14 protein-coding genes are annotated in these 15,153 nt (G+C 64.8%); 12 read left to right on the top strand and 2 right to left on the bottom strand.

Annotated features, from left to right (window positions below; all coding sequences use genetic code 11):
* Positions 1–305 precede the first annotated feature (305 nt).
* A complete protein-coding gene (locus tag P0X85_RS01745; RefSeq protein WP_275807470.1) occupies positions 306–1,511 on the top strand; it encodes an aminopeptidase P family protein in 1,206 nt (401 codons plus the stop codon).
* A 169-nt stretch (positions 1,512–1,680) separates the two neighbouring features.
* Positions 1,681–2,661 carry a L,D-transpeptidase gene (locus P0X85_RS01740; protein ID WP_338030510.1) on the top strand — a complete coding sequence of 327 codons (981 nt, stop codon included), beginning with the start codon at positions 1,681–1,683 and terminating at the stop codon, positions 2,659–2,661.
* 67 nt (positions 2,662–2,728) lie between these two features.
* On the opposite strand, the gene P0X85_RS01735 is transcribed toward P0X85_RS01740, so the two are convergent.
* Positions 2,729–4,201 (bottom strand): ABC transporter substrate-binding protein, encoded by a 1,473-nt coding sequence (locus P0X85_RS01735; RefSeq protein WP_275807468.1) that lies wholly within the window; start codon positions 4,199–4,201, stop codon positions 2,729–2,731.
* A 210-nt stretch (positions 4,202–4,411) separates the two neighbouring features.
* On the opposite strand from P0X85_RS01735, the gene panB reads away from it, so the two are divergent.
* Positions 4,412–5,236, top strand: coding sequence for a 3-methyl-2-oxobutanoate hydroxymethyltransferase (panB, locus tag P0X85_RS01730; RefSeq protein WP_275807466.1), 825 nt, complete (start codon positions 4,412–4,414; stop codon positions 5,234–5,236).
* On the top strand, positions 5,233–6,072 hold the full coding sequence (gene panC, locus P0X85_RS01725; protein ID WP_275807464.1) for a pantoate--beta-alanine ligase: 840 nt from the start codon (positions 5,233–5,235) through the stop codon (positions 6,070–6,072). Before panB ends, panC begins: the two co-directional genes overlap by 4 nt.
* 152 nt (positions 6,073–6,224) lie before the next feature.
* On the opposite strand, the gene P0X85_RS01720 is transcribed toward panC, so the two are convergent.
* A complete protein-coding gene (locus P0X85_RS01720; RefSeq protein ID WP_275807463.1) occupies positions 6,225–7,505 on the bottom strand; it encodes an acetylornithine deacetylase/succinyl-diaminopimelate desuccinylase family protein in 1,281 nt (426 codons plus the stop codon).
* Between the two features lie 148 nt (positions 7,506–7,653).
* Between P0X85_RS01720 and P0X85_RS01715 the strand changes: the two genes are divergently transcribed.
* The 8 genes from P0X85_RS01715 to P0X85_RS01680 all read left to right on the top strand — a co-directional run bounded on the left by P0X85_RS01715 (position 7,654) and on the right by P0X85_RS01680 (position 15,145).
* Entirely contained in the window at positions 7,654–8,730 is a 1,077-nt protein-coding gene (locus P0X85_RS01715) for a hypothetical protein (protein ID WP_275807462.1), read from the top strand.
* Between the two features lie 51 nt (positions 8,731–8,781).
* On the top strand, positions 8,782–9,918 hold the full coding sequence (locus P0X85_RS01710) for a hypothetical protein (RefSeq protein ID WP_275807461.1): 1,137 nt from the start codon (positions 8,782–8,784) through the stop codon (positions 9,916–9,918).
* A 75-nt stretch (positions 9,919–9,993) separates the two neighbouring features.
* Positions 9,994–11,946, top strand: coding sequence for an AAA family ATPase (locus tag P0X85_RS01705; RefSeq protein WP_275807460.1), 1,953 nt, complete (start codon positions 9,994–9,996; stop codon positions 11,944–11,946).
* Positions 11,943–12,251: a hypothetical protein gene (locus P0X85_RS01700; RefSeq protein ID WP_275807459.1), complete on the top strand. Its 309-nt coding sequence runs from the start codon at positions 11,943–11,945 to the stop codon at positions 12,249–12,251. The genes P0X85_RS01705 and P0X85_RS01700 overlap by 4 nt, the downstream gene beginning before the upstream one ends.
* 9 nt (positions 12,252–12,260) lie before the next feature.
* Positions 12,261–13,634, top strand: coding sequence for a DUF6638 family protein (locus P0X85_RS01695; RefSeq protein ID WP_275807458.1), 1,374 nt, complete (start codon positions 12,261–12,263; stop codon positions 13,632–13,634).
* Positions 13,631–13,912 carry a hypothetical protein gene (locus P0X85_RS01690; protein WP_275807457.1) on the top strand — a complete coding sequence of 94 codons (282 nt, stop codon included), beginning with the start codon at positions 13,631–13,633 and terminating at the stop codon, positions 13,910–13,912. The genes P0X85_RS01695 and P0X85_RS01690 overlap by 4 nt, the downstream gene beginning before the upstream one ends.
* 7 nt (positions 13,913–13,919) lie before the next feature.
* Entirely contained in the window at positions 13,920–14,594 is a 675-nt protein-coding gene (locus P0X85_RS01685; RefSeq protein ID WP_275807456.1) for a DUF1523 family protein, read from the top strand.
* The gene (locus P0X85_RS01680; protein ID WP_275807455.1) at positions 14,591–15,145 is read left to right on the top strand and encodes a hypothetical protein; all 555 of its coding nucleotides are present in this window, start codon (positions 14,591–14,593) and stop codon (positions 15,143–15,145) included. The genes P0X85_RS01685 and P0X85_RS01680 overlap by 4 nt, the downstream gene beginning before the upstream one ends.
* The last annotated feature ends 8 nt before the right edge of the window (positions 15,146–15,153 follow it).

Genomic DNA, 15,153 nt, shown 5'->3' with positions numbered 1-15,153 from the left:
GAGGTTCCTCCGCGCGGGCGGCGCGGTCAAGTCGGAAGACGGGGGCTGTCCGCCCCCTCTGGCCTGCGGCCATTCACCCCCGAGGATATTTTGGGCAGACTGACAGGAGGCTCTTTCAGTCTGCCAAAAATATCCCCGCCGGAGGCAACCCGGCAGGCGCCGCCCGCGCGCGCTGCGGGGGATTGCGCGGGCGCCGGGATTGCGGCAATCTGAACGCGGCCGCAGCGATGGCGTCGCTGCCGGGAGGTTCCCCGAGAGCCGCTGTCGCCCTGTACGCCGGGGCTTCGTTCAGGGGACCTCAGACAATGACCAGACCCGAATTCTATACGTGTGAAAATGGCGCCAAGGCCGCGCTGCCCTTCGGTGCGGCGGAATATGAGGCGCGGCTCGCGGGCTTGCGCGATTTGATGGAGATGCACGATCTCGACGCCTGCCTGATGACGTCGATGCATAACATCGCCTATTACTCGGGCTTTCTCTATTGCAGCTTTGGGCGGCCCTACGGGCTGGTGGTAACGCGAGATCGCTCGGTGGTGATTTCGGCGGGGATCGACGCGGGCCAGCCATGGCGGCGCTGCCACGGGGAAGCGCTGACCTATACCGACTGGGCGCGGGATAATTTCTGGCGCGCGGTGGTGCATGTGATCGGGACCGGCAAGGCGGTGGGCTGCGAGGCCGATCACCTGAGCATGCTCAATGCCGAGAAGTTCAACGCCTTCCTCAAGCCCAAGCGCGGGGTGGATATCGCGCCCGGCACCATGGCGCAGCGGATGGTCAAGTCCGAGGCCGAGATCGTGCTGATCAAGCATGGCGCGGCGGTGGCCGATGTCGGGGGCTACGCGATCAAGGACGCGGTGCGCGAGGGCGTGCGCGAGATCGACGTGGCGATGGCGGGCCGCGACGCGATGGAGGCGGAGATCGCCAGGCGTTTCCCGGATGCCGAATATCGTGACACCTGGGTTTGGTTCCAGTCGGGGATCAACACCGATGGCGCCCATAACCCGGTCACCGGGCGCAAGCTGAAGCGCGGGGACATCCTGTCGCTGAACTGCTTTCCGATGATCTCGGGCTATTACACGGCGCTGGAGCGGACGATGTTCGTGGGCGAGGTGGATGCGGCGAGCCTGAAGATCTGGGAGGCCAATGTCGCGGCGCATGAATATGGCATGAGCCTGCTCAAAACGGGCGCGGTTTGCTCTGAAATCACCCACAAGATCAATGACTTCTTTGCCGAGCGCGATCTGCTGCAATATCGCACCTTTGGCTATGGGCATTCCTTCGGAGTATTGAGCCATTACTACGGGCGCGAGGCGGGGCTGGAGCTGCGCGAGGATATCGACACGGTGCTGGAGCCGGGGATGGTGATCTCGATGGAGCCGATGCTCACGCTGCCCGAGGGGATGCCGGGTGCGGGCGGTTACCGCGAGCACGACATTCTGGTGATCGGGGAAGACAGCAGCGAGAACATCACCGGCTACCCCTACGGCCCCGCGTTCAACGTGGTCGGCTGAGCCGGGATCGGCGAACTCCCGCGCGGCGGCCCGAAAACCGTGGCGCGGGAACCAGATAGCGCGAAGAACGTTCTGGCAGGTGTTGACTCCGGGCGGCTGTCCCGGACTCATGCGCGGATGCCCGGCGATCTGCCCGCCGGGGTCGTGACTGTTCTGGGAGACTGCTGCTGTGCCCTATGCCAAACCGAAATCCATCGCCCTGCCGCGCCGGGGCGTGATGCTGGGGATGCTGTCGATGGGGGCGCTGGCCGCCTGCGATCCGAACATGCCGGATTCGGGGCCGGGGCTGAGTGCGTCCACCAAGGGGCAGGGCTGGGAATACCGCGCGCGTCAAGATGGCGAGCGGGTGATTCCGGCGGTGAACCCGGTCTATTTGCAGGGGCGCAACCGCCGCCAATGGGTCGATTACAACGGGTTCGAAGAGGCCAATACGCTGGTCGTCGATCCCTATGCGCGCGTGCTGTATCACGTCACCGGACCGGGGCGCGCGATGCGTTTTGGCGTGGCGGTCGGCAAGGCGGGCCGGGGCTTTTCGGGCAACGCGGTGGTGCGTGTGAAGAAGGAATGGCCCAGCTGGACCCCCACCAAGAACATGATTCGCACCGATCCCGATCTTTACGGGCCGCTCGCGGGCGGGTTGAAGGGCGGGCTCGACAACCCGCTGGGCGCACGGGCGCTTTATCTTTATCGTAACGGGCGCGACACCTATTACCGCATCCACGGCACCATGGACCCGAGTTCCATCGGCAAGGCGACCTCGGCGGGCTGCATCCGGCTGTTCAATCAGGACATCATCGACCTGTACGACGAGATGGAGATCGGCGCGCGGGTGAAGGTGCGCTCGCGCTCGGAGAGCCTTGAGATGGAAGGGCGGATGGTCGAGTTGCATTCGGGCTATGTGGTGCCGGAAACGGATACGGCCGCGATCGAAGCCGATCAGGCCGCGTTCGAGGCAGGCCGCATTCCGGATCGCGCGCGTGTCGAGGCGGCGGAGCATGCGCGCGATGTTGCGGCGGCTGAGGCGCAGGCTGCGGGGCTGAGCCCGATGGAGATCGAGGCCGCGGCGGAGGCGGCGGAGGCGGCCTATTGGGCGGACCCGAATTCGCCTGCGGCACAGGCCGCGCGGGACGCGGCGCTTCAGGGCAGCTGAGGCCACGCGCTCAGGCATGAAAAAAGGCGCGAGGGGTGGCCCTCGCGCCTTTTCGTTTGTCAGGCGGTTACTCGACCCATTTGACGGCGGTCAGGTCATTGGCCTGCGTCGGCGCGTTTTCCCAAAGCCCTTCGATCCTGGCATTGGCGACCCCGGTTTTCGCAAGCTGGAACAGGTAGCCGTTCACGAAATCCTCGGCGATCATACGCTGGGCGGTGCGATTGAGCGCCGAGCGTTGTTCGGCATTGGAGGTGCGTCCGAGTTCTTCCATCAGCGCCACGAATTCGGGCTTCGCATAACCGAAATAATAGTCATCGCGGGCGTAGATGTTGATGTCGGCGGGTTCGGTATGGCTCACAATGGTGAGGTCGAAATCGCGGCCCTTGAACACGGTTTCCAGCCAGCCGGCCCATTCGAGATTGGTGATCTCTGTCTGGATGCCGACTTGGGCCAGTTGGGCGGCGATGATCTCGCCGCCCCGGCGCGCATAGGTGGGGGGCGGCAGCGCGAGGCGCAGCTTGAGGTCCGTTACCCCCGCCTCGGCCAGAAGCGCGCGGGACTTGTCGGGGTCATAGGCCGAAAGCGCGGTCAGGTCTTCGTAATCGGGGTTGTGCGGGGCGAAATGGGTGCCGATCGGCGTGCCATAGCCGAACATCGCCCCGTCGATCACGTCCTGCCGGTTGATCGCGTGCGCAACCGCCTCCCGGACGAGCGGGTTGTCGAGCGGCGCGAGGCGGTTGTTCATCGCGAGGATCGTCTCACCCTCGGTCGAGCCGACGATCACCTTGAAGCGGGGATCGGCCTCCAATTGCACAAGGGTTTCGGGCGCGGGGAAGTTCGGGAAGGCATCGACATCGCCCGCCATCATCGCCGCAAAGGCCGCCGTCGGGTCCGAGATGAAGCGGAAGGTGGCGGTGGCGATCTCGGGCGGCTGGCCCCAATAGCCCTCATAGGCGGAGAGGGTCACATGATCGCCCTGCACCCACTCTGCGAAGGTGAAGGGGCCGGTGCCAACGGGTTTTGTCGCAAGATCGGCGGCGCTTTCGGGTGCGACGATGACGGCATCGCCCCAAGCCATCTTGAACGGAAACGCGCCATCGGGCGCGGAGAGTGTCACGGTGACCGTTTGCGGGTCCACCACACGCACATCGGTAATCCCCGCAAAGAGCGCCTTCTGCGCGTTGGCGCTGTCCTCGGCGCGGGCGCGGTCGAGCGTGAATTTCACGTCCTCCGCATCGAAGCCCGTGCCATCGTGGAAGGTGACGCCCGTGCGCAGATGGAAGGTATAGGTGAGCTGATCCTCGCTCAGATCCCAGCTTTCGGCGAGCGCCGGGCGCACCGAGCCATCGGGGCCGAACCGGGTCAGGCCTTCGAAGAGATTGGCATAGACCACCTCGTCAATAGCGGCGGCGGCCCCTGCGGTCGGGTCGAGATTCGGCGGCTCCAGCACCATGCCAAGCGTGATGCTGTCCTGCGCGGCCAGCGCGGGGCCGGCCAGAAACGCAAGCGCTGCGGCGGTGGTCCAAAGGCGATAGGTCATCGGTGTGCCTCCCTGTGGCAATGGGGCGTAACAGCCTGTCGGATCACATGATTGACCCGATCCCCCCTTGGATCAAGGCAAATGACGCTGCGTCGAAAAGGGGGAAAGGGCGCGCAAATCTCCCCCGTGGTGCTGCGCTGCGGCGTAATTATCTTTGCGTCATGGGGGCCGGGCGGCTATGCCTGTGCCCAAGGGAGAGAGGAGGCGCTGATGAGTGCAACCGGACAGGCGCGGCAGCTGATGCCCGCGGATATCTTGGCCAGGAAGGGCGGCGCGCCGATCGTGTGCCTGACCGCCTACACCACGCCGATGGCAGCGATGATGGATGCGCATGTCGATCTGGTGCTGGTGGGGGACTCGGTGGGGATGGTGCTCCATGGGCTGCCCTCGACCGTGGGCGTTACGATGGACATGATGATCCTGCACGGGCAGGCGGTGGCGCGGGGCCTCAAACAGGCGCTGATGGTCATCGACATGCCCTTCGGCAGCTACGAGGAAAGTCCCGAGCAGGCGTTTCGCAATGCCGCGCGGCTGATGCGCGAGACGGGCGCGGGGGCGGTCAAGCTCGAAGGTGGGCAGCATATGGCCGAGACCATCGCCTTCCTCGTCAAACGCGGTATCCCGGTGATGGCGCATGTGGGTCTGACGCCCCAGTCGGTCAACACGCTGGGCGGCTACAAGGTGCAGGGGCGCGGTGCCGATGGCGAGCGGCTGATGGCGGATGCCAAGGCCGTGGCGGCGGCGGGCGCGTTCTCGGTGGTGCTGGAAAAGGTGCCGCAGGGGTTGGCGGATCGGGTAACCGCCGAGGTCGCGATCCCGACGGTCGGCATTGGCGCGAGTGCGGGCTGCGACGGGCAGGTGCTGGTGGTTGATGACATGCTTGGCCTCTTCACCGCGTTCAAACCGAAATTCGTCAAACGCTTCGGCACGCTGGGCGAGCAGGCCGAGGCCGCGATTGCCGCCTATGCCGCCGAAGTGCGCGCCCGGACGTTTCCGGCGCCCGAACATGTCTTTGCCGATGAGGTGAAAAAATGACCGAAGTGATCCGGACCTCCGCCGAGCTGCGCGAGAAGGTGGCGGCGTGGAAACGCTCGGGAATGCTGGTGGGTGTGGTGCCGACGATGGGGGCGCTCCATGACGGGCACCTGAGCCTTGCGCGGGCCGCGCGTGGGCAGTCGGACCGGGTGATCGTGACCATTTTTGTCAACCCGATGCAGTTCAACAACGCCTCCGATCTCGACAAATACCCGCGCGACGAGGCGCATGATCTGGCGCTTCTTGAGGCCGAAGGCGTCGATGTGCTCTTCGCGCCGGGCGTCGATGAGGTCTATCCCGAGGGCTTTGCGACCAAGGTGACGGTCGGCGGCGTCTCGGAACCGCTGGAAGGCGCGATGCGGCCCGGCCATTTCGACGGGGTGGCGACCGTGGTCTCCAAGCTCTTCGGCATGACGCAGGCGGGGCGCGCCTTCTTCGGTGAAAAGGACTGGCAGCAGTTGCAGGTCGTCAAACGGTTGGTCGAGGACCTCAACATTGCGACCCGGATCATCGGCTGCCCGACGATCCGCGAGGAGGACGGGCTGGCGATGTCGTCGCGCAATGTGCGGCTCAGCCCGGCGGAACGCGCGCAGGCGCCGGTGCTCCATGCCGAGATGCAAAAGGCGGCAGAGGCGATGCGCGCGGGCACCCCGGTGGCCGTGGCGCTGGAGGCCGCGACCCGCGCGATCACGGCCGGCGGCTTTGGCGCGGTCGAATATCTCGAACTGCGCACGGTGGATGGGCTGCGCCCCGCCACCGACCTCTCGGAACCCGCACGACTTCTGGCCGCCGCTTGGCTGGGCGATGTGCGCCTGATCGACAATATCGCCGTGTGACAACGCGAGCGAAGGGGGCTGTCTGCCCCCTCTTGGCTGGCGCCAATTCACCCCCGAGGATATTTCGCGCGATTGGAACCCAAGACGGTTTGCGCTTCCAATCGCTTCAAATATCCCGGGGTGAGGCGCGCAAGCGCCGAGGGGCAGCGCCCCTAGAGGCCGAGCAGTTCGGCCAGCACCAAGGCCATCACGCGGGCACTGTCCTGCATGTCCTGCACCCCCACCCATTCGTCGGGCTGATGCGCGAGGGCGAGCAGGCCCGGCCCATAGGCGATGCAGTTCTTCAGCCGCCCGATCCGGTCGATATGCTTCTGGTCATAGGTGCCGGGGCTGACGACATAGGCGGCCTCGCGCCCGAGCACGGCTTCGATGGCGCTGGCGGTGGAGCGCACGATGGGGGCGTCGCGGTCGGTCATGCTGGGCTGGACCTCGAACAGGTCGCGGATCTCGTAGGTGAAGTTGTGGCGCCGCGCCTTGACGCGCTCCATGAGCGCGGTGATTTCGGCTTTGACCTCGTCGATCTGTTCCTCGATCAGGAAGCGGCGGTCGATCACGATGCGGCAGCGGTCGGGGACCACCGGGGCGGGCAGGCCGGTATAGCCCGGCGCCTGCTCGGCCTCGCCGCCATGGATCGAATTGATGTTGAGCGTGCTTTGTTTCGCGCCTTCGGGGATCACCGGCATTTCGGTGCGTTTGCCAAGGAGGAGCGGGAACAGGGTTTCTTCCATCTCGGCCAGCACCGCGCCCATGTGGCGGATGGCGGAGTCCCCCAGAAACGGCATCGAGCCATGGGCGATGCGGCCATGGGTTTCGATCTCGGCCCACCACACGCCGCGATGGCCGAGGCAGATCTGATCCTTGTGGAGCGGTTCGGGGATGATGACATGCTGCACGCGGGCCGGGTCGAAATAGCCGCGTTCCGCGAGATAGGCGACGCCGCCATAGCCGCCGGTTTCCTCGTCGGCGGTAGCAGAGATTTCGATGGCGCCGCGATAGTCGGGGCAGGCGGCGATGAAGGCTTCGGCGGCGATGATCGAGGCGGCGAGCCCGCCTTTCATGTCGCACGCGCCGCGCCCGTAGATGCGGTCGCCGTCCAGTTCGCCGCCGAAGGGGTCACGGGTCCAGCCATGGCCGACTTCGACCACGTCATGATGCGAGTTGAAATGCACGCACTCGCCGGGCGCGCGGCCTTCGCGGCAGGCGACGAGGTTCCAGCGCGGGGTTGCCTCGGCATCGCCCGGCGCGCCATGGGCGCGGATCATCTCGGTTTCGAAGCCGCTCGCGAGCAGGCGCGTTTCGAGATAGGCGCAGATGTCGTGATAGTGCCGCCCCGGCGGGTTCAGCGTCGGGATGCGGATCAGGTCCTGCGTCAGCGCGATCAGATCGTCGCGCCGCGCCTCTATTTCGTGCCGGATGCGGTCGTTCAAATCCATTGGGTGAGGCTAGCGCCCCGAAATCGCGCCGTCCATGCGAAAGCAGTGGTGCTGCGCGCATGATTTGGTTAGCTTTTTCGCAAGATGGGACTTCACAAACGGGTGAGGGCTTCCCAGATAGTAAATAGGATTAACATTGGAGGGCCCGATGGCCGGTTTTGACACCCAGATCGCCGAGAGCCAGAAGCAGGTTGCCGAGGCACAGGCGCGGATTTCCGAGATTACCAGCCGCATCGAGGCCGCGAAAAGCAAGATGGATGCGGGTCAGGACATCGCGCTCGATATCGAAAATGCGAGCCTTGCCGATGTGCAGGCCCATTCCGAGGCGATGAACGCGAACATCGCGGAACTGATCATGGGGCTCGACGATGTGACGGCGGGGTTCTCCAAGGATTTCGATGAGTTGCGGTCGAAAACCGGTTGGGAGAGCTTTGTCGGCATTTTCGCCAAGGGGAAGTCGGAATCGATGCGGGCGGAGCGTCTGCGGGCGGCCTCGATCGACACGAAATTGCAGGACCTGATCGCCAAATCGGACACCATCGTGAAGCTGCTCGAAGGGCAGTTGGCGGTGCTGGAGGAGCAGAAGGTCAAGGTCGAGACGAACCTCAAGGGCACGCTTGATGAGCGTGAGTTCACGGTCGGCGATCTGGAGGGGCTGCGTGCGGAGATCCTTGGGATGGACCCGAAGATCATCGAGCTGGAGAACAAGATCGCGGTCGAGCAGGACGCGGCGGCGCGCACCAAGCTGGAAACCGAGCTCGCCGATCTGAACGTGAAATATAACGCGCTGGTGCAGGACGAGCAGGTGAAGCTTGCCAAGTCGCAGACGCTGGAGCGCTATATCGAGAAGGGCAAGACCTGGGTCGACAGTTTGCAAAACCAGGCGGCAACGCAGATGGTGCTGATCAACAAGCTGCGCACCGATACGCAGCAGCGCGTGGTGCTTTACGATGCGCTGACCAAGTCGCTGAAAACCGCGCAGCAGCAGGATGTGGCGCACCGGATCAACGAGATCGGGGTGCAGACCGACCAGGAGGCGCAGACCGCCATGGCGGGCATCGGGGCCGCGACCAATGCGAAGATGGCCGAGATGCTGGAGGCGCATGAGGGCCACATGGTCTTTGCCCGCAAGGTTCTGGAGCAGAAGGCCAAGGCCGACGAACGGTTCGCGCGGCGCTTTCAGGCGATTGTCGAGAAGCACGACAAGAACCTCTATGGCGGCTGACGGGGCGGGGCGCGGCGGTGCGCCCCGGTTCCGGGCTGAAAGGACGGGCCGATGAGTGACGCCAAGGTCGATCTGACCAAGGACCATCATGCGATCAAGGACGATCTGGCGGCGCGGCGTTACTTCGCCAAGTTCGAGCGGATCACGCGGATCCTTGGCCATGTGGCGCAGGAGATGGAGATGGACCGCGCGCTGAGTTCCAGCGATGCGGGCATCCTGATGGGCTATTTCAACGCCATCGCCGGGAGCTTCAAGGCACTGTCGATGAAGTATCTGGTTTCGGGCCGGGTTGTTGGCCCTGCGCGGCGGCACCTGACGATTGACCTCCATGAGAGCGGCTTTCCGATCTATCAGGAGCTGGTCTCGATGGCGAATGACGCGGCGCAGGCGCATCAGCATCTGGCCGGCATGGCGAGCGCGGACGAGCTGCGCGATCAGATGGTGCGCCAGATCGTCGGCGCGCGCGAGATTCCGACGGACCTGCAATATGCGATGAGTCAGCGGCTCTATTACGAGGCGCTGGCGCATGATCCGCAGCGGCTGTTCTGGGCGCAGATGCATCCGGTGGCGCTGCCGGGGCCGGAGATGGGAGAGCGGCGGCGCTTTGTGATCCATTGGGCGATCTACGACACGCAACTCAACGTGCCCGTGGTCTATATCATGGAGCTGGAAGACAGCGGGCGCCGCGCGCTGCCGCGCGACGAGGGGCGCTGGGAGCGGGTCAAGGCGCATCTGATGGCGCAGTCGGTGGGGGGGCTGAAGCTCATTACTATTGGCAAGGGGTTCGATACGGATTTCGACGATCTGCATCCGAAACGGCTGCGGCGCATCCATCTGGGGCCGATGTATTCCAACGCGTTCACGCTTCAGACCGGGCCGATCCGCGAGGTGCTTGACGAGGCGAAGGCGCCGGTGGGCGAGGATTGGGCGCTCGCATGGACCGTCGAGGAGCTGGAAAGCACCCGTGTCGAGATGGAGAAGGGCTGGTTCAGTGCGACCGAGCGGGAGGTGTTCGACCTCGACCCGCTGGGCGCACGGGCGGCGGAGACCGGGGCCACGCGGATGAGCCGTGCGATCATCCTGCCGCAGCGCCCGTTTCAGGTGTTGGCGGAAAAGGACCCGGCCGGTTTCAGGGATGTGCGCAAATTCGTGGTCGGCGCGCATGAGCGGGTGATGGTTTACGGATAGGCGCCCGGTGCGCCGGGGGCTGTCTGCCCCCGGACGCGCGAGAGGTTTGGGCGTTTGATGAAAGGGTGAAGGCGGATGAGTGCACCGCGCGACGAGATGGAATTGCGGGAAGAGGCGATCCGGGCGCATTACGCGGCGGCCGCGGGGATGCTGTCGGGGGTGGATCATGCGCCGCGTCTGGCCAAGGCACAGGCGGTGGAGCCGCCGAAGGAGCGCTCGCCCGGTGTGAGCACAGGCGGTGTGACGGCGACGGGGCGGCGGTTCCGCTCGACCACGCCGGGGCTGGTGACACGTTCGACCGCACGGCCCGAGGGGGTGCGGCTGGCCGACCGGATCGAGGCGGTGGGCGCGGACGATCTGCCGACGCCTGCGCAGGCGGTGGTGTTGCAAAGCCTGCGGCGCGCGATTGCGATTGCGCTGGCGGTGGGCGAGGCGGTGGCGGAGGCGACCGGGCTGGTCGAGTTGAAGCGCGCCAATCTGGAGGGGCGTCTGCCCGATATGAAGCGCGCGGAATTCGGCGAGTTGCTGAGTGCCGAGGCGTTGGCGGTGCTGTCTGTTTTCGGCAATGCGACGGCGTTCTTGCTGGCGCCTCATGCGGGTGAGGTCTCGGTCGAGATCGGTGAGGTCGAGGAGGTTCTGACCGACAATCCGATCCTTGCGTTGCATGGCGCGCTGTGGGAACTCGATCAGGACGTGGCGCTTTTGGCGGATAGTGACGAGACGCTGGTGGCGGTGGTTCTGGCCTATGCCGAGGCGCTGATGGACAAGGTCCGGCTGCGGGGCGAGGCGGCGCCGCGGATCGGGGCGTTCACTGGCGCGGCGTGGCGTGTCGAGGCGGATGACCTGCCAATCGCGGGCTTTGCGCCCGCCCGCAAGGCGCGCGGCACGACGCTGACGATGCAGTTCAAGAAGCCCCATGAGGTGGTCGGCAACCATATCGCCAAATATCAGGCGATGCGGCTGGCCAAGATGCTCATGGCCTATGACTTCGAGCGCAAGCTGAACCCGTTCGCGGAACTGGGCGGGTTCATTTTTACTTTCATGGGCGACGGCAAGCCCGGTACCGGCAAGACCACGCTGATCCAGATGATGGCGGGGCTGTTAAACGACTATTGTCAGGTCGCGGGCTATCCGTTCCGCTACCAGAATTTCGGCATCGACAATATCGACAGCTATCAGGGCAAGTCGGGGCAGAACGCCAAGGCGTTTATCCAGAATGTGCTTGATCCGGGTGTGATCGGGTTTGGCACGATTGACGATATCGACCAGATCGCGGGCAAGCGCGGCGACCGGCAGTCCTCGGCGGGGCAGCAGGAGGTGACGGCGGTCTTCATGGAGGCCTTTGCGGGCGCGAATACGGTGGTGCGCGGGAACTGCACCTTTGGGATGTTCTCGAACTACCCGGAGAATGTGGACGATGCGCTGCGTCAGCGGGCGGGGGCGCGGTTCCTCGTGGACGGGCCGCAGAGCCGCGAGGATTACATCGACATCCTCGCGCTGCTCTTGGGCAAGAAGCACGACATCCCGCTGGGCGATCACGAGCTATACGCCGCGCAGCAGATCCAGCGCGCGGTCGCCAAGAGCTTCGAGGGGCATAACCGCCCGCAGGAGGGTGGGCTGATCCGGGTCTTTGACGCGGTGCAGGAGCGTGTCGGGCCGCTTGATACGATCGCCAGGCTCGGCGCCTATCTCAAGGCGATCCAGGAGGCGGATGAGCGCTTCACGGGGCGCGCGATCAAGAACATTACGGACGCGGTGAAGGTGCGCGCGATGGATTTCGAGCTGCCCGATGAGTGGATGGAGAACCCGGATCTGTTCCTGTTCAAACCCTATGACGAGAAGGCCGCGATGATCTCGGAGCTGCGCCGCCCGATCACGGTCGAGATGGTCATTCAGGAGATCAACCGCTATGCCGACAGCGAGTTCCGCTACGCGGACAAATCCGACGAGGCCGCGATCGAGGGCATGGTGCGCGACATGGGCCGCACCGAGGAAGCCCGGCGGCGCTATCTGGAGAGCAAGACATGAATTCCTTTTTGGCCTTTCTGCTTATCATCTGCCTGCTGATCGGGTTCTGGTTGTCGAAGAACAGCTGGGGCAAGATGCTGGTGGTGATCCCGCTGGGCGTTCTGGTGCCCGCCTTTTACGGGGCGGCGACGAATTGCGGGCTGGGGTTCATGCTCGACTTCTTCGGGCAGGGCGAGTGCCGGGGCGGCAACACCCCGCGGGAAGTGTTCGGAGCGATCTATATCCTGTCCTTCGTGCCGGTGCTGGTGTTCTCGGTGCTGGCCAAGCTGGGCCGGGTCTGGGCTGAGAAGAAGAAAGGGGCGTAACGGGACGCGATGAAACGCCTGATCGAAAAGGGACTGATGTTCGGCAATCTGGTGCGGGTGGATGCGCCCGCGCTGGTCGAACGCTATAACCGGGCGCTGGCGCATCTTGGCAAGCCCCGGACCGCGCAGACGGAGTTCCATATCGACATTTCGGGCTATAGCCCCGAGATCGGCGACGAGTTGGGCGATCATCTCTATCTCAACCCCAATGGCGTGAACCGGCAGTTCATCCTGCTCTCGACCGAGCAGAAGAACAGCCCGCTGCTCAACGCGAAATTCTCGATGGAGCGGGCGATCCTGCGCGCGTTCATCGAGGCCAATGAGGCGCAGCTTTTCAGCCTCACGGCGCGCGATGCGGTGGCCGGAGAGCTGGAGGACACGGTCTATGACCTGAGCGATCCACGGCGGCTCTTTGACATTCACCGGATGGTGGTGGTGGCCGATACGACCGGCAATCATGTGGCGGAGTCGGAGAAGCTCACGGGGCTGATCGAGCGGTTCCGCGCAGAGCCGGACGCGTGGTTCGACGATGTGCTGATCGCGGACATGATTTCGCTGGCCAAGCGCACGGGCGATGTGACGCGCAACCCGGTCACGCTGCGCTCGACCCGGTTCGAGACCGAGGATTTCTGGACCGCGCATTTCGGCGGGGTCTATCTGTTCCGCTCGGTGCCGCATCCGGCGGCGATCTGCATGGGCGAGCGCGAGGTGCTGGGTGCGTTGCCGATCCGCTATGTGTTCAGCGGCACGCAGCGCAACGAGATTGCGAAATTCCTTGAGTTGAACGGGCTGGTCGAGCCGATCGTGAGCGCGGGCGGGGCTGATGTGGGTGCGATCCTGCGTCAGAAGATGGATTTCATTCTGGTCGAGGCGGCGGCGGAACTGGGTCTTGAGACCGGTGCGGGCACGCGGCGCGACCTGCGGATGGTGGCGCAGCGTCTGGGCGAGCGGCTGCCTGCCGAGTTCCACGCGCTTGCGGCGCTGTTGCGCTGGAAAGAGGCGGGCGGGCCGTGGCCCCGGATCGACAGCCGCCACCCGGCTTACTTCTACACGCTGCGCGCCGCGCAGACGCCGCAGAAGGACCTTGTGAACATGCTTCTGGCAGAGTTGAGCCCGCTCGATGTGCGCCAGCTTTTTATCTGTCACAAGGAGCTGTTCTACCGGCTTTACGCGACCTGGCCCGATGCCAAGCGCGCCTATGTCGCGGACTTCCTTGAGCGCGAATATCAGATCGACAAGGCGGGCACGCGCGAGGCGCTGTTTGGCCCCGAACCGTCGATGGAAGCCGCCGAGGCGGGCGGGCGGCCCGCGCGTCAGGTGAAGCCGTCGCGCGATGTGGTGGATATCGTGGGCCCGTGGGGCCGGATCGGGGGGCAGCGATGATCGGGTTTGCGCGGCTGATGATCGTGGGGCTGATCGGGCTGACGCTCGCCTATTGGCTGATGCTGATCTACATGCGTTCGCTGCGCCGCGAGGCGCTGGAGAAGGACTGGGACAAGGCGGTTGCGGAGGGGCAGCAACCCGGCCCGCGCGAGGCCTTTGTCGAGGATGGGCTGGCCGCTTATGAGGGCAGCCTGAGGCGCAAGCTGATCTGGCTTGTGGTGATCGTGCCGATCTGTCTGTTCGGTATTCTGCTCTATGTGATGAATTTCAGTTCGTGAGGCTGTCATGAGATATGTGAAATGGGGTTTTCTGGCGCTGATCGTGCTCATCGTGGGCAGCTTCCTGCATTACACGCTGCCCCAGCATGACATCGTGCGCGTCGTCGGCACGTATCAGGAGCGGCAGGATCTGGGCGACTGGACGCGGATCTTCTGGTCCTCGCCGGACGATCAGTCGGGCACGCTGGTGAACCGCGACGTGCAGTTCATCCAGACGGTGCGCGCGAATGGCGATCCGATGGTCTATCGCAACGAGGATACCGGCTGGGGCTGGCCGCCCTATTTCAAGTTCGACACGGCGAGCCTTCAGACCGAGGCGGATGACCTGCGCTCCTCGCGCGAGGCGCCGGTCTGGGCGGTGGTGACGCATTACGGCTGGCGCTCGGAGTTGTTCTCGATTTTCCCGAACGCGATTGGCATCCGTGAGGTCGAGGGGCCGGATGTGACGATCATCCCGTGGGTGAACATCATCCTGCTGGTGATCCTGCTGGTCATCATTCTGACCATCCGCGCCATGCTGCGCCAGTTCAAGGAACGCTCCATCGACCCGGTTCTGGAGGATATGGGCGAGGCTTGGGACGAGGTCGAAAGCCGGGCTGACGCGGCGGGCGACGAGGTGCGGGGCGTCTGGGGCCGGTTCAAGGGCTGGCTTGGCACGTGGAAGGGGAAACCCCGGAAATGAAAGCGGTATTTTGGGTGGCCGCCGCGCTGATGGGGGTCGGCGGCGGGTCCGCGCTGGCGGGTCCGCAAGAGGATCTGGCGCGCGCCATCGAGGCGGGCGTGAAGCATGCCTATCAGGATGAGCGTCTGGAGGCCGAGGTCGAGGGCTGCCAGATGACGACCTATCGCTGGCGCGATCTGCCCGAGCAGGGCTGGGTGCTGTGGACCGTGTTTCAGTTCGACATGGCCGATGCCAGCCCGCGCGAGGACAAGCTGCGGCCGGGGATGAAATACGCCTATTCGCCGCTGGCAAAGGGGCCGGAGGGCCATGGCTTCGCGATCATCGGGTTCGAGATGCGCGAGGGGGCTCGGGTCCGGCAAGAGCGCTCGATCCTGCGCCCGCCATCGGGCGAGACACAGCCCTCTCCGCGCAACGATGGCACGACCCATTACTACGAATGGCGGGACGAATTTATCTTTGCCTTCGAGGGGCCAGAGCTTGAGCCGAAAGTCGCGGGGCTCGTTCAGGACTACGAGACCTATGTGAAGGAGTATTGCACGCCGCGTAGCTAGCGGCGTGC

The sequence above is a fragment of the Pseudothioclava nitratireducens genome, from assembly GCF_029210495.1.
GTDB classification, from domain to species: domain Bacteria; phylum Pseudomonadota; class Alphaproteobacteria; order Rhodobacterales; family Rhodobacteraceae; genus Pseudothioclava; species Pseudothioclava nitratireducens.
This window is presented reverse-complemented; position numbering and strand designations above follow the sequence as displayed.